The organism is Micromonospora sp. WMMD754 (genome assembly GCF_049315235.1).
Taxonomy (GTDB): domain Bacteria; phylum Actinomycetota; class Actinomycetes; order Mycobacteriales; family Micromonosporaceae; genus Micromonospora; species Micromonospora sediminicola.
Genome location: NZ_CP186058.1, coordinates 2,151,366 through 2,172,861, shown reverse-complemented (window position 1 = coordinate 2,172,861; position 21,496 = coordinate 2,151,366). Strand labels below are relative to the sequence as shown.

Annotated in this window: 25 protein-coding genes and 1 pseudogene; 5 read left to right on the top strand and 21 right to left on the bottom strand. The window is 72.8% G+C overall.

All coding sequences use genetic code 11. The features are described from left to right. Positions 1–176 precede the first annotated feature (176 nt). The 16 genes and pseudogenes from ACN27B_RS10495 to ACN27B_RS10420 all read right to left on the bottom strand — a co-directional run bounded on the left by ACN27B_RS10495 (position 177) and on the right by ACN27B_RS10420 (position 14,716). Positions 177–554: an ArsR/SmtB family transcription factor gene (locus ACN27B_RS10495; protein ID WP_007073957.1), complete on the bottom strand. Its 378-nt coding sequence runs from the start codon at positions 552–554 to the stop codon at positions 177–179. 57 nt (positions 555–611) lie between these two features. Further along, positions 612–1,151: an orotate phosphoribosyltransferase gene (gene pyrE / locus ACN27B_RS10490; protein ID WP_091576739.1), complete on the bottom strand. Its 540-nt coding sequence runs from the start codon at positions 1,149–1,151 to the stop codon at positions 612–614. 155 nt (positions 1,152–1,306) lie between these two features. Next, positions 1,307–2,116: an SDR family NAD(P)-dependent oxidoreductase gene (locus tag ACN27B_RS10485; protein WP_099163088.1), complete on the bottom strand. Its 810-nt coding sequence runs from the start codon at positions 2,114–2,116 to the stop codon at positions 1,307–1,309. A gap of 287 nt (positions 2,117–2,403) precedes the next feature. Beyond that, positions 2,404–2,988 (bottom strand): annotated as a pseudogene (locus tag ACN27B_RS10480) (hypothetical protein); the annotation flags it as partial. Between the two features lie 72 nt (positions 2,989–3,060). Further along, a complete protein-coding gene (locus tag ACN27B_RS10475) occupies positions 3,061–3,828 on the bottom strand; it encodes a hypothetical protein (RefSeq protein ID WP_099163089.1) in 768 nt (255 codons plus the stop codon). 67 nt (positions 3,829–3,895) lie between these two features. Continuing rightward, positions 3,896–4,894 carry a hypothetical protein gene (locus ACN27B_RS10470; protein ID WP_422745896.1) on the bottom strand — a complete coding sequence of 333 codons (999 nt, stop codon included), beginning with the start codon at positions 4,892–4,894 and terminating at the stop codon, positions 3,896–3,898. A gap of 64 nt (positions 4,895–4,958) precedes the next feature. Further along, a complete protein-coding gene (locus ACN27B_RS10465; RefSeq protein WP_422744684.1) occupies positions 4,959–6,527 on the bottom strand; it encodes a polyamine aminopropyltransferase in 1,569 nt (522 codons plus the stop codon). Beyond that, the gene (locus tag ACN27B_RS10460) at positions 6,524–7,291 is read right to left on the bottom strand and encodes a hypothetical protein (protein WP_422744681.1); all 768 of its coding nucleotides are present in this window, start codon (positions 7,289–7,291) and stop codon (positions 6,524–6,526) included. Before ACN27B_RS10460 ends, ACN27B_RS10465 begins: the two co-directional genes overlap by 4 nt. Then, positions 7,291–7,713: a DUF350 domain-containing protein gene (locus ACN27B_RS10455; RefSeq protein ID WP_396824555.1), complete on the bottom strand. Its 423-nt coding sequence runs from the start codon at positions 7,711–7,713 to the stop codon at positions 7,291–7,293. The genes ACN27B_RS10460 and ACN27B_RS10455 overlap by 1 nt, the downstream gene beginning before the upstream one ends. Positions 7,714–7,743: 30 nt before the next feature. Then, positions 7,744–8,169, bottom strand: coding sequence for a DUF4247 domain-containing protein (locus ACN27B_RS10450; protein ID WP_091565875.1), 426 nt, complete (start codon positions 8,167–8,169; stop codon positions 7,744–7,746). After that, a complete protein-coding gene (locus ACN27B_RS10445) occupies positions 8,166–8,660 on the bottom strand; it encodes a DUF2617 family protein (protein ID WP_099163093.1) in 495 nt (164 codons plus the stop codon). The genes ACN27B_RS10450 and ACN27B_RS10445 overlap by 4 nt, the downstream gene beginning before the upstream one ends. Positions 8,661–8,662: 2 nt before the next feature. Next, positions 8,663–9,298: a DUF4178 domain-containing protein gene (locus ACN27B_RS10440; protein WP_098744163.1), complete on the bottom strand. Its 636-nt coding sequence runs from the start codon at positions 9,296–9,298 to the stop codon at positions 8,663–8,665. A gap of 87 nt (positions 9,299–9,385) precedes the next feature. Beyond that, positions 9,386–9,742 (bottom strand): hypothetical protein, encoded by a 357-nt coding sequence (locus ACN27B_RS10435; RefSeq protein WP_422744678.1) that lies wholly within the window; start codon positions 9,740–9,742, stop codon positions 9,386–9,388. Between the two features lie 165 nt (positions 9,743–9,907). Further along, a complete protein-coding gene (locus tag ACN27B_RS10430; RefSeq protein WP_422744676.1) occupies positions 9,908–11,125 on the bottom strand; it encodes an MFS transporter in 1,218 nt (405 codons plus the stop codon). A gap of 272 nt (positions 11,126–11,397) precedes the next feature. After that, complete coding sequence (clpB, locus tag ACN27B_RS10425; protein WP_099163097.1) at positions 11,398–13,989, bottom strand: ATP-dependent chaperone ClpB; 2,592 nt, start codon at positions 13,987–13,989, stop codon at positions 11,398–11,400. Positions 13,990–14,077: 88 nt separating this feature from the next. After that, positions 14,078–14,716 (bottom strand): TetR/AcrR family transcriptional regulator, encoded by a 639-nt coding sequence (locus ACN27B_RS10420; RefSeq protein WP_099163098.1) that lies wholly within the window; start codon positions 14,714–14,716, stop codon positions 14,078–14,080. 82 nt (positions 14,717–14,798) lie between these two features. On the opposite strand from ACN27B_RS10420, the gene ACN27B_RS10415 reads away from it, so the two are divergent. Next, complete coding sequence (locus tag ACN27B_RS10415; RefSeq protein ID WP_422744673.1) at positions 14,799–15,935, top strand: epoxide hydrolase family protein; 1,137 nt, start codon at positions 14,799–14,801, stop codon at positions 15,933–15,935. A 30-nt stretch (positions 15,936–15,965) separates the two neighbouring features. Here ACN27B_RS10415 and ACN27B_RS10410 read toward each other — a convergent pair whose 3' ends face one another. Then, positions 15,966–16,229: a hypothetical protein gene (locus tag ACN27B_RS10410; RefSeq protein WP_099163100.1), complete on the bottom strand. Its 264-nt coding sequence runs from the start codon at positions 16,227–16,229 to the stop codon at positions 15,966–15,968. Further along, a complete protein-coding gene (locus ACN27B_RS10405) occupies positions 16,226–16,543 on the bottom strand; it encodes a DivIVA domain-containing protein (RefSeq protein WP_422744669.1) in 318 nt (105 codons plus the stop codon). Before ACN27B_RS10405 ends, ACN27B_RS10410 begins: the two co-directional genes overlap by 4 nt. 206 nt (positions 16,544–16,749) lie before the next feature. Here ACN27B_RS10405 and ACN27B_RS10400 point away from each other — a divergent pair, with 206 nt between their 5' ends. The 4 genes from ACN27B_RS10400 to ACN27B_RS10385 all read left to right on the top strand — a co-directional run bounded on the left by ACN27B_RS10400 (position 16,750) and on the right by ACN27B_RS10385 (position 19,346). Further along, positions 16,750–16,968 carry a winged helix-turn-helix domain-containing protein gene (locus ACN27B_RS10400; protein ID WP_099163102.1) on the top strand — a complete coding sequence of 73 codons (219 nt, stop codon included), beginning with the start codon at positions 16,750–16,752 and terminating at the stop codon, positions 16,966–16,968. 61 nt (positions 16,969–17,029) lie between these two features. Continuing rightward, the gene (locus tag ACN27B_RS10395; RefSeq protein ID WP_091565906.1) at positions 17,030–17,530 is read left to right on the top strand and encodes a cation:proton antiporter regulatory subunit; all 501 of its coding nucleotides are present in this window, start codon (positions 17,030–17,032) and stop codon (positions 17,528–17,530) included. A 5-nt stretch (positions 17,531–17,535) separates the two neighbouring features. After that, positions 17,536–18,747 carry a cation:proton antiporter gene (locus tag ACN27B_RS10390; protein ID WP_098744167.1) on the top strand — a complete coding sequence of 404 codons (1,212 nt, stop codon included), beginning with the start codon at positions 17,536–17,538 and terminating at the stop codon, positions 18,745–18,747. 170 nt (positions 18,748–18,917) lie between these two features. Continuing rightward, a complete protein-coding gene (locus ACN27B_RS10385) occupies positions 18,918–19,346 on the top strand; it encodes a hypothetical protein (protein ID WP_422744666.1) in 429 nt (142 codons plus the stop codon). 53 nt (positions 19,347–19,399) lie between these two features. On the opposite strand, the gene ACN27B_RS10380 is transcribed toward ACN27B_RS10385, so the two are convergent. The 3 genes from ACN27B_RS10380 to dnaJ all read right to left on the bottom strand — a co-directional run bounded on the left by ACN27B_RS10380 (position 19,400) and on the right by dnaJ (position 21,426). Further along, complete coding sequence (locus ACN27B_RS10380; RefSeq protein ID WP_091565916.1) at positions 19,400–19,606, bottom strand: hypothetical protein; 207 nt, start codon at positions 19,604–19,606, stop codon at positions 19,400–19,402. A 170-nt stretch (positions 19,607–19,776) separates the two neighbouring features. Continuing rightward, positions 19,777–20,217, bottom strand: coding sequence for a heat shock protein transcriptional repressor HspR (locus tag ACN27B_RS10375; RefSeq protein WP_091565919.1), 441 nt, complete (start codon positions 20,215–20,217; stop codon positions 19,777–19,779). Between the two features lie 24 nt (positions 20,218–20,241). Continuing rightward, a complete protein-coding gene (dnaJ, locus tag ACN27B_RS10370) occupies positions 20,242–21,426 on the bottom strand; it encodes a molecular chaperone DnaJ (protein ID WP_422744664.1) in 1,185 nt (394 codons plus the stop codon). Positions 21,427–21,496: the final 70 nt, after the last annotated feature.

Below are 21,496 nucleotides of genomic sequence, written 5' to 3'. Positions count from 1 at the left end.
CGTGACCTGTCGAACCACTGGCACGGACGGCTTCAGCCGTCGCCGTGCGACTGGTGACGCCACCCCTGGCACGCCACCGGTCACCCGCACCCGGGCGGGACGGCCTGCCGGGTTCGGCGCGCGTGCCATCGCGCCGGGGCCTCGGCCGGCCGGCCCGTCCTCGGACGGGCCGTGGTTCAGCGAGCCTTCTTGGTGGCCCGCTTCCGCGGCGGGGTGAGCAGATCCGCGATCGTGGCGATCGCGGTCGGCACCAGCCGGTAGTACGCCCAGACCCCACGCTTCTCCCGCTCCAGCAAGCCGGCCTCGGTGAGGATGCGCAGGTGGTGGCTGACCGTCGGCTGCGAGAGGCCGAGCGGCGCGGTGAGGTCACACACGCACGCCTCCCCCTCGGGAGCCGACTGGATCAGGCTGAGCAGCCGGAGCCGGGCGGGGTCGGCGAGGGCCTTGAGGACCCCCGCCAGCCGCTCGGCGTCGGCGCGTTCGATCGGCTCGCCGGCAAGCGGCGAGATCTGAGGCATGGTCATTTCAGCCAACGCAGTTCCCACGTATTCCATCCTTCCACCAGCAGCATCGATCCGCCTGCATATCAGCAGATCCGAATCGGCAAACTTTTACGCCACAAGGCCGAGGTCAGCCAACGTATAGGCCGCCCGATACGGCAATCCGGCGGCTCGCACCGCGTCGCCGGCGCCTCGATCAACAATAACCGCCACGCCCACCACGTCGGCCCCGGCCTCACGCAACGCCTCGACCGCCGTCAACACGCTGCCACCCGTGGTCGAGGTGTCCTCCACCGCCAGGACCCGGCGACCCGCGACGTCCGGCCCCTCGATCCGGCGCTGGAGACCGTGCGCCTTACCCGCCTTACGGACCACGAACGCGTCCAACGGGCGGTCGGTGCCGGCCGAGGCGTGCAGCATCGCGCCCGCCACCGGATCGGCGCCCAGGGTCAGTCCACCGACCGCGTCGTACGACCAGTCGGCGGTGAGGTCGCACATCACCCGGCCGATCAGCGGGGCGGCCCGGTGATGGAGCGTGACGCGACGCAGATCGACGTACCAGTCCGCCTCACGGCCCGATGAGAGCACCACCCGACCGTGGACCACGGCCAGGTCAGTGATGAATTTACGCAGGTCGTCGTGGTCCCCCATGGCGATAGAGCGTACTTCGCAAGTCTGGACGCCGTCCGTGGGGTCCGCCCGGATCACCCGGCGGGCAACCGATGCTTGGCAATGTCCGGCTACTCTGCGCGACCGTCCATCCAGGGCCGGCGGCGCGGCCGGGCCGGTGGCGGGACCGCCGACCGTCAGCCGCGGGCCCGGTCGACCTTTCCCCGGGTGTCCCGGACGGCGCCGCGCAGCAACCGTTTCGGCGCGTGCCGCAGCCCGGCCACAGCCAGCTTGTACTTCCAGCTCGGCACGCTGACCAACTTGCCTTTGCCCAGGTCACGCAGCCCTTCGTCGACCACGTCGTCGGCCCGCAGCCACATCCACGCGGGCGTGCGCGACATGTCGATGCCGGCGCGTTCGTGGTAGCCGGTGCGGGTGTAGCCGGGGCAGAGCGCCATCACGCGTACGCCGAGCGGGGCCACCGACTGGCCGATCGACTCGCTGAAGTTCGTCACCCACGCCTTGCTGGCCGAGTACGTCGATCCCGGCATGGGCACGCCGAAACCCGCGACCGAAGAGACATTTATCACTGCCCCCTCACCCCGCTCGATCATCGGACCGAGGGCGGCGTGGGTCAGCCGGAGCACCGCCAGCACGTTGAGCCGGACCAGCCGGGCCTCGTCCGCGACGGTCGACCGGACGAACGGCGTGTTCAGACTGATCCCCGCGTTGTTCACCAGCAGCTCCACCGGCGGGCCGGCGGTCAACCGGCGTTCGACCACCGCACAACCGTCGTCGGTGGACAGATCGGCCGGGATCGTCTTCACCTCGCCGCCGTGCCGGCCGGCCAGCTCGGTCGCCAGGGCGTCGAGCCGGGCGAAGTCGCGGGCCACGAGCACGAGGTTCCAACCGTCCGCGGCGAGCCGGCGGGCGAACGACTCGCCGATGCCCAGACTGGCGCCGGTGACGAGGGCCCAGCGCCGGGAGGGGTGGGGGTCAACGGTCACGGGCGGTCCTCCGGGGGCGGCGTCGGCCCGGACGGCGGCGTCACCGGCGGGGCGGTCGGGGGTGGCGTCGGCCCGGTGGGGGCGGACGAGGGCGGCATCGGCCCGGGCGGAGCCGACGACGGCGGCATCGGCCCGGGCGGAGCCGACGATGGCGGCATCGGCCCGGGCGGGGCGTACGGCGGCACCGACCCGGGCGGGGCCGACGACGGCGGCAGACCGGCCGGCGGGCCCCACGGCGTCGGCCCGGAGACCGGAGCGCCGGACACGGTCGCGCCGTAGCCGGTCGCCGGGCCGGAACGCGGCGCGGCCGGGCGGTGCAGGAAGGCGCTCGCCGAGGGGAGCGTGAGCAGCGCGGCGACCACCAGGTAGCCGAGGATCTGCGCCACCGACAGCGCCGCGTTCAGCGGGATCCACCACGCGGGATAGGCGTCACCGACCAGCCCCAGCAGGTCGGCGGTGACCCGGTCGTCGGCGCCGAGCCGCAGCGGCGCGGCGCGCTGCCCGACCAGCACCGCCAGACCGCAGCACCCGCAGAGCAGGCCCAGCCCGGCCACCACCCAGGTGGCCACCCGCGCCCCTGGGCGGCCGGCGAGCAGGCCCAGCGCGAGCCCGAGCAGCAGCAGCGCGGCCAGCACGCCGAGCACGGCGGCCAGCACGGTCGAGCCGCGCAGCAGGCCGGCCACCCGGTCGATGTCGCCGCCGCCCGCGCCGGTGTCCGCCGCCGCGGCCCGGAACCGGTCCACCGTGCCGCCCGCGACGGCCAGGTTCGTCACCGCGTACGCCACGGCGCCGACCGCCATCAGCAGCAGCACCGCCGCCGCGGCGACGACCGTGCCCGGTCGGCGGGGAGCTACCCGATCGGGGTTGGACACGACAGATCCCTCCGGTAGGCGTCGGCTTGCAACCTACTCGGAGGGATCGTCGGCGTCGCTGAAATCCTGCCGTCAACTTCCGGGTGGCGGCTCCGGGTCGCGGCGCTCGCCCGGCTGACCGGTCGGCCCGGCCGGCGGCTGGCCACCGGGGGCCGTCGGGGGCGTGCCGCCGGTCGGCTGCTGGCCGGGGGTCGACGGGTAGGCCGGGTCGGTCGACTGGCCCGGGGTCGACGGGTACGCCGGGTAGGCGCCACCCGGCACCGGGGGCTCCCAGGCCGCCTTCGGCTTGCGGAAGAACTCGTTCGCCTTCGGCAGCGCCAGCAGGATCAGCGCGGCCAGCAGGGCGAGCAGCGCGACGATGCCGAGCAGCAGGCTGACCGGGCCGTACCAGGACGGCAGCGCGTCCTCCAGCCGACGCTGGATCTCCTGCCCGCTGGGCAGGTCGCCGCTGGAGTTGCCGCCACCGCCCATCGTGCCGCCGGAGACGCCGTTGAGCAGGCCACCGCCGGTGCAGCAGAGCAGGATGCCGCCGAGCACCCAGGTGGTGATCCGGGAGGCGTTCTTCCCCCGGTTGTTCAGCAGCGCGAGCACGACCAGGCCGGCCGCGAGCAGCAGCGTCAGGATCGACGAGCCGATGGTGAAGGCGTACGCGATGTCGCCAGCCGACTCGGCCGAGGTGCCCGCGTACGCGTCCTTGAGGACGTCGCGGATCGTGCCGATGACGGACAGCGTCACGATCAGGTTCAGCACCTGGATGACGGCGACGAGAATGAGCAGCCAGCTGGAAAGCGTCACCACACTGGGACGCGCGCGGGGCGTGGTGCCCGGAGCATCGACCATGATTCTCCCTCCCTCGATGAGATGACCACCGTAGCGATCTCACACCAGGTGGGCACGTCGGAAAGGCTCACCGGTCCGCGGCGCGCCGCAGCCGGCGGTGCTCGGCGGTGACCACGCCGAGCAGGGCCAGGTCGAGCGCGACCGTGAAGACGGCGCCGAACTGGTTGACGGTGAAGTTGAAGACCTGCCCGAACAGCAGGTCCACCAGGAGCGCCAGCTTGAACAACCGGAACGCCTCGGTGCGATTCCGCCGCAGCAGCCAGGCCGCCCACAGGCTCAGCACGGCGGTGACCAGAGCGGTGGCGCTCACGCCGAGCACCGCGCCCCACTCGCGTTCCTGGTCCAGTTCCCCGGTGACGCCGTCGACCAGCACCGCCACGACCGTCACCAGCGGCTCCACCACCAGGTAGACCACCACCGGCCAGACCAGCCAGCGCCGGCCGGCGGCCCAGGCGCCGAGCCGGCGGGCCCGCTCCGCCCCGCGCTGCCAGAAGCGCACCGGCGGCGGTTCCCGCCGGGGCACCACGTCCAGCAGCTGCGCCAGCGCCGCCTCGGTGGCCGGCCCGGTGCCCTGCACGAGGCGCAGCACGGCCGCCCGTCGCCGGTCGGTCAGCCCGCCGGGCAGCGCGCTGAGCACCACGTCCAGCGCGTTGGCGGTGCGTTCGGCCGGGGTCAGCCGGGACCGGCCGGTGCGCCCGCGTACCGCCTGGACGAGCAGGACGAGCAGGGCGAAGGCCACGTAGATGATGGCGGCGGCCGGGGCGTAGAAGTAGTCCGTGCGGGCGGTGACGAACTTGCCCACCTCGTCGATGAAGAGCCCGAACCCGACCCCGCCGACCACCGCCCCGGCGGTGCGGGATCCGTCGCCCAGGAAGACCAGCGGGATTCCCAGCCCCACGGCGAGCAGCAGACCACCCCAGAGGACGTGCGCGATGTGCAGCCCGCCGCCGCCGAGCTGCGGGTAGTCGGCGGCCTGGAGGTAGGCGCGGACGGCCAGCACGGTGACCACGCCGGAGAGCACGAACGCCTGGAGGTGGGAGGCGGCGCCGATCGCCCGGGGCGGCAGCCGGCGGACCAGCCAGCCGAGCCCCGGCGGGTGGTGGGACGGTCCGGGTGGCATGCCCCGAAACCTAGTAGCCGCGCCACTCCTCGCGGGCGTACTCCAGCACCCTGGGCTGCAACAACGTCGAGGCCGGCACGTCCACCCGGGCCCGGTCGGCGGGGAAGGCGGCGGCCGCGGCGAGCACCGGCGGGGTGAGGAAGCGCAGCGGCGGCGCGTCGGCCGGCAGCGCCAGCTCCGGCGCGGCGTCGCCCGGCGCGGCGAGCACGAAGCCCCAGTCGCCGAAGCTCGGCACGTCGACGTGGTACGGCGTGGTGGCGAAGCCCGCCTCCCGCACCGACCGCTCGATCGACCAGTACGACCGGGGCGCGAAGTAGGGCGAGCCGGACTGGACGACGAGCCGGCCGCCCGGAGCCAGCACCGGCCGGACGAGCGCGTAGAACTCGACCGTGTAGAGCTTCGCGGTGGCCGTCTCGTCCGGGTCGGGCAGGTCGGCGATCACCACGTCGAAGCGTTCCGTGGCGGTCCGCAGCCAGCCGAACGCGTCCAGGTTCAACACCCGGACCCGGGGATCGGTGAGCGACCGACGGTTCAGCTCGCGCAGCTGCGGCTCGCTGCGGGCCAGCGCGACCACGGCCGGGTCGAGGTCGACCAGGGTCACCGAGCGCACGTCCGGGTACTTGAGGATCTCCCGCGCGGCCAGCCCGTCGCCGGCGCCGAGCACCAGCACGTCGCCGTGCGGCCCGCGCATCGCCGGGTGCACCAGCGCCTCGTGGTAGCGGTACTCGTCCACGGAGCTGAACTGGAGGTCGCCGTTGAGGAACAGCCGCAGGTCGGTGTCGGTGTGGCCGACCTCCCGCACCGAGCGGGTCAGCACGATCTCCTGGTAGCGGCTGCGCTCGGCGTGCACCACCGGATCCCGGTAGAGCTGCTGGCGGGCGGTCACCTCGAAGTCGTGGGCGGTCACCCAGGCGTACCCGAGCAGGAGCGCGACCACGACGGAGCCGGCGCCGAGGCCGACCCGCGCCCGGCGGCTCAGCTCGTCGCGGAACACCGTGAAGACCAGCGCCACTCCGGCAACGGCGTTCACCGCGCCGACCACCAACGCGCCCTTGAGCTGGCCGAAGATCGGCATCAGCAGGAACGGGAAGGCCAGCCCGCCGAGCAGCGCGCCGACGTAGTCGGCGGCGAACAGGTCGGCCACCGCGCTGCCCGCGGACTGCTCCCGGATGCGTTGCAGCATGACCATGAGCAGCGGGATCTCCGCGCCGATCAGCAGGCCGAGCACGAACGCGGTGCCGACCAGCGCCGGGCCGTAGAGGTCGAGCCAGGCGAACGCGGCGTAGAGGCCGAGCACGGAGAGGCCGCCGAGCAGCGCCAGGGTCAGCTCGATCGCCGCGAACGCGGCCGCCGCCCGGGACTGCAACGGCTTCGCCACCAGCGCGCCGACGCCCATCGCGAAGACCATCACGCCGAGCACGATCGACGCCTGGCCGACCGCGTCGCCGATCAGGTAACTGCCCAGCGCGACCAGGGCCAGCTCGTAGACCAGGCCGCAGGCCGCGCAGACGAAGACCGCGAGCAGGACCGCCGCGCGGGCCGGGCGCCACCGCGGCCGTGCGGGCGCGTCGACGGTCACGCCTTCTCCCGGGTACGCCCGGCGGCGCCCGCCCCGGCGCGCTGCGCGGGCACCCGTCCCCGGAGCTGCCGTCGTCGCTGTCGCACGCCCACAGTGACGAAGAGCGCGGCGAGCAGGAACAGCCCAACGGTGGCGAGCAGCAGGATCCAGCGGTCCCGCCAGAAGTCGCTGCCGGCGTCCGGCAGCGGGGCGGCCGGGGTGGCCGGTTCGGCGGTGGGGGTGGCGGCCGGGTCGGCCAGCCCTCGCTCGGTGGCGAGCAGCGGCAGCATGGTCGCGGCCCGGGTGACGGCCCAGCCCGGGTCGTCGACGAACGCGTCCTCGTCCAGCCCGAAGCGGCCCAGCCCGGATTCGATCGCGGCCAGGTCGCTGAACTCGATGTCGTCCGACCCCTTCACCCGGATGCTGGCGGAGTCGTTCGACTCGCTGCTGGACGACGTGTAGATGACGTTGGCGTACACCTCGATCCACCGGGAGCAGCCGGGCGCGTCCGCGACCGCCGTGCCGTCGCCGAGGTTCGAGCCGACGCTCACCGGGTCGTACGTGTCGACCAGCTGCCAGCCGTAGCAGATGCCCTGGCTGTCGGCGGCGGCCCGGAGGATGGGCACGGTGCCGGAGCGCTCGTCGGCCGCCGGGGCGGGCACGTCGGTGTCCGAGTCGCCGGTGATCGCACCGATGACGCAGGCGCCGACCGTGATACCGATGATCACCGTCCAGATCAGCGCCTGTCGGCGCTTGTTCTGCGTCGCGGTGGCCTTTCCGGCCATCAGCTGATCGCGGCGGCGATGATCGCGCCGGTGGCGACGTGCACGGTGGCGGAGATCCAGACCGCCGGGTGCGGCTCCGGGTCGACCAGCAGCTCGCCGAGCTTGCCGGGGGTGACCACGTCGAGCAGCACGAAGGCCGCCGCCATGATGACCAGCCCGAGGATCCCGTACGCGGCGGAACCGGCCAGCCCGAGCGCGAAGTCGTCGTCGCTGGCCACGATCGCGGCGACCACCACGGTGCCGACACCGAGCAGGTTGGAGGCGAGCAGCACCGTGGCGTTGCGGTTGCGCTCGGTCCAGATCAGCTCGTGGAGCTTGCCGGGGGTGGCCAGGTCGACCAGCGCGTAGCCGATCGCCATGAGGACGACGCCGACCACGCCGTAGGCGAGGGTGACCAGCAGATCGGTGACGAGATGCTGCACAGGGACTCCAGGGTGAGGGGGTCGGACGGGCTACTTGCCGGCGCCGGGGCCGCCGCCCCGGACGGTGCTGCCCCGGCCCCAGCCCCAGCTGTTGCCGACGACGCGGTGGTACCGGGGGTAGGCGGTGGACATCTTCTCCAGCAGGATCACCGAGCCGACGGCGAGCGGGAGGATCACCACCGAGTCGTCGTCGTAGCGCAGGTAGACGCCGCTGCCGTCGACGTACTGGTCGGCCGGCTGCCAGGCGTCGGTGATCTCCTTCGACACCTGGCTGGGCGACTGCTTCGACGTGTAGGCGACCGCCTGGGCGCCGATGTCCCGGCCCGACGCGCGGGAGAAGTGGTCCTCCACGTAGCCGCGGGGCGAGAAGTTGCCGTAGAAGATCGTGAAGGCGGCGATGAGGGCGCCGACGACGGCGACCGCCACCCCGACCACGAACCACCGTCGGTACGTCACAGCTCTTCCACCACCGTCTCGGTCAGGACCAGCTCGTTGGTCTGGGGGTAGGCGTGCCACGTGCGCCAGGCCAGCGTGCCGCCGGGCGGATCGGGGCGGACGGCGAGCGCGGTGACCGCGTCCTCGTCGCCGGGAAAGACGCCGACCAGCGCGTACGGGTCGTCGGCCAGCTCGGCGCGGAGCGCCGCGACCCGGGTGCGGAGGCCGTCGCCGACCGGGCGGAGCACCGTGGCGGTGAACCGGTAGCCGACGGTCTCGTCGTGCAGCGTGTCCGGCAGGTGCGGCGGGCGGCCGGGCAGGCAGGCGACCGTCTCGGTCAGCCCGCCCAGCACCACCTGGTGGGAGGCGCCGAGCAGACGCAGCCGCAGCCGCGCGCCGCCCGGCAGGTCGAGGTCGCGCACGGCCAGCGCCGGCAGCTCCGGGCCGCCGAGCGTCAGGCTGAGGTCGGCGGCGCGGCTGTCGACGTACGGGGTGTGCAGGGCGACGAGCACGCCTACTTCACCTGGTCCGGGCCGCCCTGCGGGTAGATCATCACCTCGGCCCGGCGCAGTTCCTCGCCGAGGTTCACCTCCCAGCCGGCCTCTCCGTACGCCTCGAACGACAGCCGGGCCCCGCCGGGTGCCTGGTAGTCGTGGTAGCGCATGGTGCCGCGCGGGTCCAGGCCGGTGCCCTCGGTCGCGGTGTAGCGCGCCTGGCCCGACTCGTCCCAGTTGTAGCGACGGCCGGCGATCTCCAGCGTCGGGGCGCCCGGCGTCACCGTGGCGCCCGGCTCGCTGGTCCAGAGCACCATCTCCAGATCCGGCTCCGCCTCGACGGAGAGCCAGCGCTTCACCCCGCCCGCGTCGTCGAGCAGGTGCTCCGCCCAGCTCCAGCCGCCCTCGACCAGGTGCACCGAGCCGCGCACGGTGTAGGGGACCTGCCGGATCTCGATGATGTCGCCGGGCTTGAGCGCGCGGGGGTCACCCCGCAGCGCGTCCGTGTCCCGGTCCCGGAACGGGTCCCCGGGCGTCGCCGCCTGCGGGCGGGCCGCCGAGCGGGACCGGCGCAGCGCGATCACGGCGATCACCACGCCGGCCACCCCGACCAGGCACCCCAGCGTCGTCACCAGGTACGCCACCGAACCGTTCACGAGCGCCTCCCCCCAACATGCATCGGCGGAGACGGTAACAACCCCGCGCACCCCCGCCGAAGTGCCGTTCGTTGAGTGTGCGGTCAGCTACTCTCGGCCGCCGGTCAGCCGCTCGGCGGCGTACTCACGCAGCGTCGCGCGACCCATCACGCATCCGCTGAACGTGGTGAACTCCCCGTCGTCGTCGCGCAGCCGTTCCCAGGCCGCCCGCCCGGCCGCCGGGTCGACCGCCTCCAGCAACGTCGCCGCGTAGGCCCTTCCGGCGGGCGAGCCCTTCCGGAGCAGCCGGTCGATCTTCTTCCGGGCCGCCTCCGGGTGTTCGCGCAGCGCCTGCTCCGCCTGCCGGTACGCCTCGGTCGCGGGCAGGACCTGCCCCGCGAACCCGACCCCGCCGAAGGCCAGGGTGTCCGCGCCCTCGAGTTCCCGCTCCCACTTCCCGCTCATGCCCCACTATGTGCCCACCCCGCCCACCCCTCACCCCTCGCAGGTAAGGAAGGGACCCCTGTTAACGCCTCCGGTAGAGGAAGGGACCCTTGTTAACGCCCACGACGCGCAGCACCAGCGGCACGCAGGGCGCCCCATCGATCAAGGAGTGGTGGAACGGTTCGGTCAGGTCAGCCGGGTCGCCTCGCCCAGCGGGCGCCAGGCGAGTACGGCGATCGCCGCCATCGCCCCCGCGGCGACCCAGAACGGTGTGGTGATCTGCCAGGTCCCGGCCAGCAGACCGCCGAGGAGCGCACCGAGCGCGGCCCCGCCCAGATCGAGCAGCGCGTACACGCTGCCGACCCGCCCGCGAAGGTGGGCCGGCACGATTCGCTGCCGGACCGACGCGGCGGTGATGCCCCAGACCATGGCGTGGACGCTGAAGATGATCAGGACCGCGGCGGCGATCCAGGACGTCGTCGTGACCGCCAGGGTCACGTGGGTGACGACCTCGACGACCAGGCCGCCACGCAGCACCGCCCCGGCACCGAAGGTCCGGGTGAGTCTGGTCGCCACCGTCGTGCCGAACAGGCCACCGACGGCGAACGAGGTCAGCAGGAAGCCGTATCCGACGTCGGACAGGCCCAGTCGCTGGCGGCAGTAGAGCACGAACACGGCGAACGCCGCGCCGAACGCGACGTTGCCCAGGCCCATGCTCACCGCGAGCGTCCGTACCAGGCGGCGCCGCCACAGCCAGCGCACGCCCTGGCCGATCTCGCCGCGCAGCGAGCCGCGCGGACGAGGCTCCTCCGGCACGGGTACGGGGGCCGGTCGGATACCGGCGACCAGAGCCGCCGCCACCACGAAGGTCAACGCGTCGACCCCGAACGGTACGGCGGCGGAGACGACGAACAGCCACGCGCCCAGCGGCTTGGCGACGAACTGATTGCCGACGGTGAACGTCGCGTACAGCCGGGCGTTGGCGGCGGGCAGTCTCTCCGGTGCTACCACCGCCGGAAGCAGGGCGCCCATCGCGGTGTCCGCGACGGTCTCACCTGCGCCGAGCAGGAACAGCACCGCGTAGACGACGGCCACGGTCACCGAGTCGGTGGCGACGCTGAGCGTCAGACCGGCCAGTGCCGCGGCGCGCAGCAGGTTGACGACCACGACCAGCCGCCGACGGTCGAGCCGGTCGACGTAGGCGCCGCTGACCAGGGCGAACAGCAGCCAGGGCAGTTGTTGGGCGAAGACGGCACCGGCGATCAGGGCCGGGTCGTCGCTGACCGAGGCCACCAGCAGTGGGCCGGCGGCCATGGTGACACCGTCACCGATGGTGGAGACCGCGGAGGCGGTCCACAGTCTGGTGAAGTCCGCGCCGAGACGCGCGGAAACAAGGGCACGCAAGAAGAGCTCCTCGAGCCAGGAAGGGAAACGGTCATGAGGGACCGCTTCGCGGCGAGGAGCACCACGCCGCCGGGACCCGGCGGCGAAGCGTCAGCGAGCGGTGTGCTCTCGCGGCGAAGCGGGGACCGTCAGCAGGCCGAGGCGCATCTGCGGCTCCTAACTGTCGATTGACGTTCCGGGCAGGATATTCGGCCGACGCCCGCGGCGCTGTCCGTCCCACCGGATGGCGAAGGCCCGGCCTGGACGGCCGGGCCTTCGCGGGGTGCTACGGGTCAGGCGGCGGTGACCGCCAGGGACTCCTTGGTGTCGGACAGGTCGACGCGGACCGTGTCGCCGTCGCGGATCTCGCCGGCCAGCAGCGCCTTGGCGAGCTGGTCGCCGATCGCCGACTGCACCAGCCGGCGCAGCGGGCGGGCGCCGTAGATCGGGTCGTACCCGTGCTCGGCCAGCCAGGTGCGGGCCGCGTCGGTGATCTCCAGGCCCAGTCGGCGGTCGGCCAGTCGGCGGCGCATCCGGTCGAGCTGGATGTCCACGATCGCCCGCAGGTCCCCGCCCTGGAGCGCGGCGAACACGACGATGTCGTCGAGGCGGTTGAGGAACTCCGGCTTGAAGTGCGACCGGACCACCGCGAGCACGCCCTCCCGACGCTCCTCCTCGCTCAGCGTCAGGTCGCTGATGACCGAGGAACCCAGGTTCGAGGTGAGGATGAGGATGGCGTTGCGGAAGTCCACGGTGCGGCCCTGACCGTCGGTGAGCCGACCGTCGTCGAGCACCTGGAGCAGCACGTCGAAGACGTCCGGGTGGGCCTTCTCCACCTCGTCCAGCAGGATCACCGAGTACGGCCGGCGGCGCACCGCCTCGGTGAGCTGGCCGCCCTCCTCGTAGCCGACGTAGCCGGGCGGGGCGCCGACCAGGCGGGCCACGGAGTGCTTCTCGCCGTACTCGCTCATGTCGATGCGGACCATGGCCCGCTCGTCGTCGAAGAGGAACTCGGCGAGCGCCTTGGCCAGCTCGGTCTTGCCGACACCGGTCGGGCCGAGGAAGAGGAAGCTGCCGGTCGGACGGTCCGGGTCGGCGACGCCGGCCCGGGCGCGGCGGACCGCGTCGGAGACCGCGCCCACCGCCTCGGCCTGGCCCACCACGCGGCCCCGCAGCGACTCCTCCATCCGCAGCAGCTTGGCCGTCTCGCCCTCGAGCAGCCGGCCGGCGGGGATGCCGGTCCAGGAGGCGACCACGGCGGCGATGTCGTCCGCGCCGACCTCCTCCTTGAGCATCGCGCCGTCGGCCTGGAGCCGGGCCAGTTCCTCCTCGGCCTGCTTCAGCTCGGCACGCAGCGCGGGGATCCGGCCGTACCGCAGCTCGGCGGCGCGTTCCAGCTCGCCGTCGCGCTCGGCCCGCTCGGCCTCGCCGCCGAGGCGCTCCAACTCCTCCTTGGCGGTGGAGAGCTTGGTGATGTGGCTCTTCTCGGTCTGCCACCGCTCGGAGAGGGCGGTGAGCTGCTCGCGCTTGTCGGCCAGCTCCTTGCGCAGCCGCTCCAGCCGCTCCGCGGAGGCGGCGTCCGGCTCCTTGGCCAGCGCCATCTCCTCGATCTCCAGCCGGCGTACCGCCCGCTCGATCTCGTCCACCTCGACCGGGCGCGAGTCGATCTCCATCCGCAGCCGGGACGCGGACTCGTCGACCAGGTCGATCGCCTTGTCCGGCAGGAACCGGTCGGTGATGTAGCGGTCGGACAGGGACGCGGCGGCGACCAGCGCGGCGTCGGTGATGCGTACGCCGTGGTGCACCTCGTAGCGCTCCTTGAGCCCGCGCAGGATGCCGATGGTGTCCTCGATGGTCGGCTCACCGACCAGCACCGGCTGGAAGCGGCGCTCCAGCGCCGGGTCCTTCTCGATGTGCTCGCGGTATTCGTCCAGCGTGGTCGCGCCGACCATCCGCAGCTCGCCCCGGGCCAGCATCGGCTTGAGCATGTTGCCGGCGTCCATCGAGCCCTCGCCCTTGCCGGCGCCGACCACGGTGTGCAGCTCGTCGAGGAACGTGATGACCTGGCCGTCGGAGTTCTTGATCTCCTCCAGCACGGACTTCAGCCGCTCCTCGAACTGCCCGCGGTAGGACGCGCCGGCCACCATCGCGCCGAGGTCGAGCGAGACCAGCTTCTTGTCCCGCAGCGACTCCGGCACGTCGCCGGCCACGATCCGCTGGGCCAGGCCCTCCACGATCGCGGTCTTGCCGACACCCGGCTCACCGATCAGCACCGGGTTGTTCTTGGTGCGGCGGGACAGCACCTGGATCACCCGGCGGATCTCCGAGTCCCGGCCGATCACCGGGTCGATCTTGCCGTCGCGGGCGCTGGCGGTGAGGTCGACGCCGTACTTCGCCAGGGCCTGGTAGGTCTGCTCCGGGTCGGCGGTGGTGACCCGGCGGTCCCCGCCCCGGACGGTGGGGAACGCGGCGACCAGGTTCTCCTCGGTGGCGCCGGCGTTCTTCAGGGCCACCGAGACCGCGCCGCCGACCCGGGCCAGCCCGGCCAGCAGGTGCTCGGTGGAGGTGTATTCGTCGCCCAGCGGCCGCGCGATCTGCTCGGCGGCGCCGATGGCGTTGACGAACTCGCGGGCCAGCGTGGGCTCGGCGATGCTGGACCCGCGTGCGGCCGGCAGCGCGTCGACCGAACGCTGGGCGACCCGGCGCAGCTCGGCGGGGTCGGCCCCGACGGCGCGCAGCAGGCCCGCCGCGGTCGAACCGTCGGTGTCCAGCAGTGACAGCAGCAGGTGCCAGGGCTCCACGGTGGCGTGGCCGCGCTGGTTCGCCAGCGCGACGGCACCGGTGATGCTCTCGCGGCTCTTGGTGGTGAGGCGTTCCGTGTTCATGGGCTCCCCCGGATCGGCGTGTCCACTGGGAACGACACAACCAGACTTGAGTCTATTCCGCTCAACTCCGACGGTGTGACCCGAGTCACTACTTCGATCGCCACCGCCAGTCGAACTCCCCCGCCGCCGGCGGCGGCCCGGGCAGCGGCGGCCCGGGCACGGCCAGGCCGGCCAGCAGCACCGCGAGGTGCCGGCGGCGCAGCTGCCGGGTCCGGTCGAGATCGGGTACGCGAATCGCGGCGCACCCCTCCAGCAGCAGCCCGACGTCCTGCGTCACCACGTCCGGTCGGAGCCGCCCGGCGTCCCGCGCCCGCCCGACCAGCCCGTCGACCAGCTCGTTCGCGCGCACCGCGGCCCGGCCCATCTCCTCGGTGGGCGTGAAGGTGCCGGCGAGGTGCACGGTGAGGGAGTGCACGTCGGCGTCGACGACGCGCTCCAGGAAGCCGGCGAACGCGGCCCAGTCGTCCGGCTCGGCGGCGGCCTCCTCGGCCGCCGCGACGAACCGGAGCAAACCGTCGTGGCAGAGCGTGCGCAGCAGGTCCTCCTTGCCGGCGTACCGGCGGTAGAGGGCACTGATGCCGACGCCGGCCCGCTCGGCGACGGCGGCGATCGGCGCCTTCGGGTCGTCCAGGAAGACGCTGCGTGCCGCCGCCAGGATCGCGGCGTCGTTGCGGGCCGCCTGCGCGCGCCGACCGGCCAGCGGGAGGTCGTCAGTCGGGTTCGACATGGGTCGACGATAACAGTGGAACGGATCGTTCCGCTCTGCTACCTTAGAGCGGAACGAAACATTCCGTTCCGAGGGAGAAGTCATGTCGGCCACCGCTCTCCGTCCCTACCGCGTCGAGATCCCGCAGACCGCCCTGGACGACCTCACCGACCGGCTGCGGCGCACCATCTGGCCGGGCGAGCTGCCCGACGCCGGCACGGCGTACGGCATGCCGACCGCGCGGGTCCGCGAGCTGGCGACCTACTGGCTGGAGACGTTCGACTGGCGGGCGGTCGAGGCCCGACTGAACGCGCACCCGCAGTTCGTCACCGAGATCGACGGCGAGGAGATCCACTTCCTGCACGTCCGGTCGTCCCGGCCGGACGCCACCCCGCTGGTGCTCACCCACGGCTGGCCCGGTTCCGTGGTCGAGTACCTGGACGTGATCGCCCCACTGACCGAGCCGGCCGACCCGGCCGCGCCCGCGTTCCACCTGGTGATCCCGTCGCTGCCCGGATTCGGCTTCTCCGGCCCGACCCGCAGCGCCGGCTGGAACCGCTACCGCACCGCCCGGGCCTGGGCCGAGCTGATGGCCCGCCTCGGCTACGACAGGTACGGCGCGGTCGGCAACGACGCCGGCTCGATGATCTCGCCCGAACTCGGCCGCCTCGACCCGGACCACGTGCTCGGCGTGCACGTCACCCAGCTCTTCTCGTTCCCGTCCGGCGACCCGGCCGAGTTCGACGGGCTCTCCGACGCCGACCAGGCGGCGCTGCGCCACCTCCAGTGGTTCTACGAGAACAAGTTCTCCTTCAACCAGGTGCACAGCCAGCAGCCGCAGACGCTGGCGTTCGCGCTGGCCGACTCGCCGGTCGGCCTGCTCGCCTGGAACGGGCAGCTCCTCGACGAGAACCTCGACCCGGACTTCGTCCTGGCCAACATCGCGGTCTACTGGTTCACCGGCACCGCCGCTTCGTCGATGCGCTTCTACTGGGAGGACGCGCACGCCGGCGAGCAGCCGACCGGGCCGACGACGGCGCCGACCGCGGTGGCGATGTTCCCCGGGGACTTCCAGTCGATCCGCCGGTTCGCCGACCGGGACCACGCCGGCATCGTCAGCTGGCACGCCTTCAACGCGGGACCCGAGCGGGGCGGGGACGTCGGCGGGCACTACGCCGCACACCAGGCCACCGACGTGCTGGTCGGCGACATTCGGCAGTTCTTCGCCGGGCTCCGCTGAGCGGACCCGATGTGCGGATGCACCCGGTCGTCAGGGACTGCGGCGGCCGGGCAGACGCGCGGTGCAGGGCGTCACATGGTCGGCGCGCAACACACAGCGCCGGCCGCCGTCGAGCTTGCGGTCGCAGAACACCCAGTGGCGTACGCACTGGTCGTCCTCGGCCGAGACGGTGATCCCGCCCAACTCGACCACCGCGAGGAACCCCAGCGCCCGGCCGGCGGTGCGCCCGAGGATCTTCGCCCGCGCCAGGTCCGCCGCCCGCACCGGCAAATGGATCACGTACCGCCCCGTCACGGCCGACCGACCAGGTCGCGCATCGTGGGCGCCTGCCGGGACTGCCACTCCCGCAACGCGCCCTTGATCCGGGCCGTCTCGTCCCGACTGCGGGCCACCTCGGCGTACGCGGCGGCGAGATCCCCGGCGACGCGGTCGAGGAACGCGGCGACCTCGGCCGGGTCCAGCCCTCGGCGGCGCGTCCGGAAGCTGCGGCCCCGCACCTGCCAGGGTCGCAGCGGGAGGTACGACGTGGAGCGGTAGGCGCCGGGCGGCGCGACGTTGGACGGGCCGACGTCCCGCCGCCGGGGCCGGATTCGCAAGAGGTTGCGCACGACGCTTGTCCCTTCTCGCTGGGCGGGGGTCGGGACGAGCCTCGGGGACGCCCGTCCCGACCCGGGGGAAGCGCTCCAAGTGCCACCCGGGAGCGTTCACGAGCAACCTACAATTGGTACCAGTTGTAGGTCAACGATCGACCCACGATTGCTTGAGGTCGGAGGCGGAGACGTGATCGAATGGGCGTGCCACCCGGGGAGTGTGTATGCCCAAGCAGCAGTACCAGATGCTCGCAGACGAACTGAAGAGCAAGATCGATTCGGGAGAGTGGCCGCCCGGCCACAAGCTGCCGAGTCGCGCTCAACTGTGCAAGGAGTACGGCGTCTCCGACACGGTGGTCGGTAAGGCGATGATGATCCTTCGAGCGACCGGCCTCACCGAGACGCTCGAAGGCGTCGGCGTGTTCGTCGCCGAGTCCAAGTAGGCGAGCCGGCCGACGCGGCCAGCCAACCAGCACATGCCCCGGCAGGGGTAGCCTCGCCTGCGTGCGAGTACGTGTCGAACAGACCGCCTTACCCGGAATCGGCGTACGTCATGACCTCATGACGGAATCCGGCCGCCGGCTCGGCGTGGTCTCCCACCGCAATGGCCGCCGCGACCTGGTCCTCTACGACCCGGACGATCCCGACTCCTGCCAGCACGACATACCGCTGACCGACGACGAGGCCGAGGCGTTGGCCGACATCCTCGGCGCGTCGCTGATGCTGGGCCAGCTCTCCGGGCTGCGCGAGCAGGCCGCCGGGCTGCTGACCGAGCAGATCGTGATGCCGGCCGGCTCGAAGTACGTCAACCGGCGGCTGGGCGACACCAAGGCACGCACCCGGACCAGCGCCTCCATCGTGGCGGTGCTGCGTCAGGGCGAGGTGAACGTCTCGCCCGACCCCACCTTCCGGTTCGAAGCCGGCGACGTGATCGTCGTGGTCGGAACCCGTCAGGGTCTCGACGGCGTCACCGCGATCCTCGCCGAGACCGACCCGGACGGCTGACGCGTATGCACGAAACCCAAATCCTGCTCGTCGAGGTCGGCGCGCTGCTGCTCCTGCTCGGCCTGCTCGGCCGGCTCAGCCGTCGCGTCGGCGTCTCACCCATCCCGCTCTACCTGCTCGCCGGCCTCGCCTTCGGGCACGGCGGGCTGCTGCCGCTCAACGCCAGCGAGGAGTTCTTCGCCGTCGGCGCCGAGATCGGCGTGATCCTGCTGCTGGTCATGCTCGGCCTGGAATACAGCGCGAACGAGCTGGTGGGCAACCTCCGCTCGGCCGCGCCGGCCGGGCTCATCGACGCGGTGTTCAACGCGCTGCCCGGTTTCGCCTTCGCGCTGCTGCTGGGCTGGGGTTGGGTCGCCGCCGTGGTGCTCGCCGGCGTCACCTGGGTGTCGTCCTCCGGGGTCATCGCCAAGGTGCTCGGCGACCTGGGCCGGGTCGGTAACCGGGAGACTCCGGTGATCCTCTCCGTCCTGGTGATCGAGGACCTGGCCATGGCCCTCTACCTGCCGCTGGTCACCGCGCTGCTCGCCGGGGTCGGCCTGGTGAAGGGCGGCATCGCGCTCGCCGTCGCGGTGTTCACCGTGGTCGTCGTGCTGGCCGTGGCGATCCGGTACGGGCACCTGATCTCCGCCGCGCTCTCCGCCAAGGATCCGGAGGCCCTGCTGCTCGGGGTGCTCGGCCTGACCCTGCTGGTCGCCGGCATCGCGGCCAAGCTCCAGGTCTCCGCCGCGGTCGGCGCGTTCCTGGTCGGCATCGCGTTGTCCGGCCCGGTGGCCCACCACGCCACCGAGCTGCTCTCGCCGCTGCGGGACCTCTTCGCCGCGGTCTTCTTCGTGTTCTTCGGGCTGGTCACCAACCCGCTGGACATGCCGCCGGTGCTGCTGCCCGCGCTGCTGCTGGCCGTGGTCACCATGGCGACGAAGGTGGCCACCGGCTACCTGGCCGCCCGGCGGGCCGGGATCGCCGAGCCCGGTCGCTGGCGGGCCGGGCTGGCGCTCACCCCGCGCGGCGAGTTCTCCATCGTCATCGCCGGGCTGGCCGTCGCCGCCGTCTACCCGGTGGAGCCCAAGCTGGCCGCGCTCGCCACGGCGTACGTGCTGATCACGGTGGTGACCGGGCCGCTGCTCGCCCGACTGCCGGACATGCCCTGGTTCAAGCAGTGGCTGCGCCGCCGCGCCGCCGCCAGCCGGCCGCCCGCTCCGGTAAGGGTGGGCGACTGACCTCGGCCGGGTCGGATCGGCCGCACGGCGGATCCGGCCCGGCCAACGGTTGTCAAATTGATTCCGGGAAGGTCTACCACTGCTCCGCCCAACCGCGTTAACGTGTCGCCCCAGCAGCCAGGGTCCGCGGGTGGCCGGTGCCCCCGCCAGCGCAAGCGGAAGGTCGGCCGGTGAGCGTGCAGGAAGAGACGTTTCACGGCTTCGCCAACCCGGTCGACCCCTCGCCCGCCGAGCTGCGGGCCTGGGCCTACCAGCCCGACTCGGTGCCGCTGAGTTCGATGCCGCCGGACTGGGACCTCCTGGTCGCCGGTGACCACCTGGTGCAGACCCTGTTCGACCTGGCCATGGACCGCTCCTGCCCGGCCCGCCGGTTCGCGCTGCACTGCCTCTACATCTACGCCGCCGACGGCATCCGGACGAACTTCCGGGCCCACCCGAAGCGCCGCGTCCGGAAGCTGGTGGAGCAGGCCGAGCGGGCCGGCGACGACCTGATGCGCAACTGGGCGCACAACAGCCGGGTCCTGCTCGCCCGCCCGGATCTCTTCGTCTACCGCGACTGGTGCGAGGGCGGCCTGGTCCGGGAGAACCGCCGCCTCTGACGGCGAACGGGCCGGGACCCCCCGTGGGTCCCGGCCCGCACGTCGACGGATCGTCAGGTCGACCCGCCCTGCTTCCTGCGCCGCTCGTCGTCCCTCGCCCGGTCCACGCCGTGGTCCGTCTGGTCGGCGAAGCGCCCTTCCTTGACCTTGTCGCTGAAACGACCCTCGGTGACCCGGTCGAATCGCTCCCGGACGTTCTCGGCCACCTTCTCCAGCCGTTCCTCCGCCCGCTCCGCCACCTTCTTCGCCGGTTCCGCCATGGCTCCCCCCGCCAGCCCGGAGTGCGATTTAGGGGCTTTTGCCCTGCTGAGAAGCGTAGTGGACCGCGCCCCTGTCGCACCGCGCTTTCCCCAACCCCGCCGGAGGTCGGCGCGGGAACGGCGAAGGCCGGCGCGCGCCCCGGGCGGGGGCGGCGCCGGCCCTCGTGCGGTCAGCGGTCGGGGGTGCGGCGGGGTCGCCAGACGACGAGCGCGGTCGAGGTGCGGTTGGTGGGCACCAGGTCGCCACGGGGAAAGCCACCGAGCGACTCCAGTTCGGCGATCCGCCGGTACGCGGCGTCCAACTCCGCCTCCAGCCGGGCCACCCTCCGTTGCGCCTCCTCCAGCAGGCGCTCCAGCCCGATGATCCGCTTGACCCCGGCCAGGTTGATCCCGTCGTCCTGGCTGAGCCGCTGCACCTCGCGCAGCAGCACCACGTCCCGGACGCTGTAGCGGCGACCGCCACCGGCCGCCCGGCCCGGCTGGACCAGCCCCAACCGGTCGTACTGGCGCAGTGTCTGGGGGTGCATGCCCGCCATCCGCGCGGCCACCGAAATCATCAGAACCTTGGCCTCGTAGGCCGGGTCACCCGCGCCGACGTACTCCTCCGACATGCCCGCTCACCTCCGCTGCCGCCGTCAACCGAACCGACGTACCCGCGCGTCCAGATGTTCCCGCGCGGCGGGCGGGGTCTGCTCCGCGAAGGTCTCCAAGGCCGCCCGCGCCTCGTCCGACACCTTCGCCGGGACCACCACGTCGAGCGTGACCAGCAGGTCACCGGCGCGGCCGTCCTTGCGTACGACGCCCTTGCCACGGGCGCGCAGCACCCGTCCGCTGGGCGTACCCGGCGGCACCCGCAGGGTCACCGTGCCGTCCAGGGTCGGCACCCGCAGATCGGTGCCGAACACCGCCTCGGCGTACGTGATCGGGACGTTCAGGGTGAGATCGTCCCCGGTACGCCCGAACAGCTCGTCCGGGCGGACTTTAACGTGCACGAACAGGTCGCCCGCCGGACCGCCCCGCTCACCCGGCTCGCCCCGGCCGGCCAGCCGGATCCGCTGCCCGTCGGCCACCCCGGCCGGGAAGCGCACGTTCAGCGTGCGGGTCTTGGTGACCCCGCCGGTGCCGTGGCACTCCGGGCACTTCTCCTCGACGATCGTGCCCACGCCCTGGCAGTTGCGGCACGGCTCGGAGAAGCTGAACGACCCCTGGTTGCGGGTGGTCACGCCGGCGCCGTGGCAGACCGGGCACGCCACCGGCTGGGTGCCGGGCTTCGCGCCGTTGCCGTGACACGTGTCGCAGACGCCCGGCGCGCGCAACGTCAGCGGCAGGGTGACGCCGCGGACCGCGTCGGAGAAGTCCAGCGCCACCTCGGCCTCGACGTCCCGACCCCGGGCCGGACCGCGCGGACGCGCCGCACCGCCGCCACCGCCGCCGCCGCCGGAGAAGATCGTGCTGAACAGGTCGGTGAAGCCACCGCCGCCGAAGCGGGTGTCGCCGCCGCCACCGCCGAACAGGTCGGAGACGTCGAACGGCGCGCCGCCCGGCTGGCCCGCACCGCGGGCGTTGCGCCGGAAGGCGCCCGAGCCGAACAGCGACCGCATCTCGTCGTACTCGCGCCGCTTCTTCTCGTCGCCGAGCACCGCGTACGCCTCGGAGACGGTCTTGAACCGCTCCTCGGCCCTGGGGTCACCGGGGTTGTGGTCCGGGTGCGACTCCCGGGCCAACTTCCGGTACGACTTCTTGATCTCGTCCGAGGAGGCGGACTTGTCCACGCCCAACGCGGCGTAGTAGTCCTTCTCGATCCAGTCCTTGGAACTCACCGGTCCACCCCCTTCCACGGGTCCGATCCCGGTCGTCCCGCCCGCCCGACAGGGGCGGACGGGACGTCAC

What these genes read in the sequence shown, in the direction of transcription:
- ACN27B_RS10495 (WP_007073957.1), bottom strand. Translation starts at nt 554, where the DNA reads ATGGAATACGTGGGAACTGCGTTGGCTGAAATGACCATGCCTCAGATC.
- pyrE (WP_091576739.1), bottom strand. Translation starts at nt 1,151, where the DNA reads ATGGGGGACCACGACGACCTGCGTAAATTCATCACTGACCTGGCCGTG.
- ACN27B_RS10475 (WP_099163089.1), bottom strand. Translation starts at nt 3,828, where the DNA reads ATGGTCGATGCTCCGGGCACCACGCCCCGCGCGCGTCCCAGTGTGGTG.
- ACN27B_RS10460 (WP_422744681.1), bottom strand. Translation starts at nt 7,291, where the DNA reads ATGGCCGGAAAGGCCACCGCGACGCAGAACAAGCGCCGACAGGCGCTG.
- ACN27B_RS10435 (WP_422744678.1), bottom strand. Translation starts at nt 9,742, where the DNA reads ATGAGCGGGAAGTGGGAGCGGGAACTCGAGGGCGCGGACACCCTGGCC.
- clpB (WP_099163097.1), bottom strand. Translation starts at nt 13,989, where the DNA reads ATGAACACGGAACGCCTCACCACCAAGAGCCGCGAGAGCATCACCGGT.
- ACN27B_RS10420 (WP_099163098.1), bottom strand. Translation starts at nt 14,716, where the DNA reads ATGTCGAACCCGACTGACGACCTCCCGCTGGCCGGTCGGCGCGCGCAG.
- ACN27B_RS10415 (WP_422744673.1), top strand. Translation starts at nt 14,799, where the DNA reads ATGTCGGCCACCGCTCTCCGTCCCTACCGCGTCGAGATCCCGCAGACC.
- ACN27B_RS10400 (WP_099163102.1), top strand. Translation starts at nt 16,750, where the DNA reads ATGCCCAAGCAGCAGTACCAGATGCTCGCAGACGAACTGAAGAGCAAG.
- ACN27B_RS10390 (WP_098744167.1), top strand. Translation starts at nt 17,536, where the DNA reads ATGCACGAAACCCAAATCCTGCTCGTCGAGGTCGGCGCGCTGCTGCTC.
- ACN27B_RS10380 (WP_091565916.1), bottom strand. Translation starts at nt 19,606, where the DNA reads ATGGCGGAACCGGCGAAGAAGGTGGCGGAGCGGGCGGAGGAACGGCTG.
- ACN27B_RS10375 (WP_091565919.1), bottom strand. Translation starts at nt 20,217, where the DNA reads ATGTCGGAGGAGTACGTCGGCGCGGGTGACCCGGCCTACGAGGCCAAG.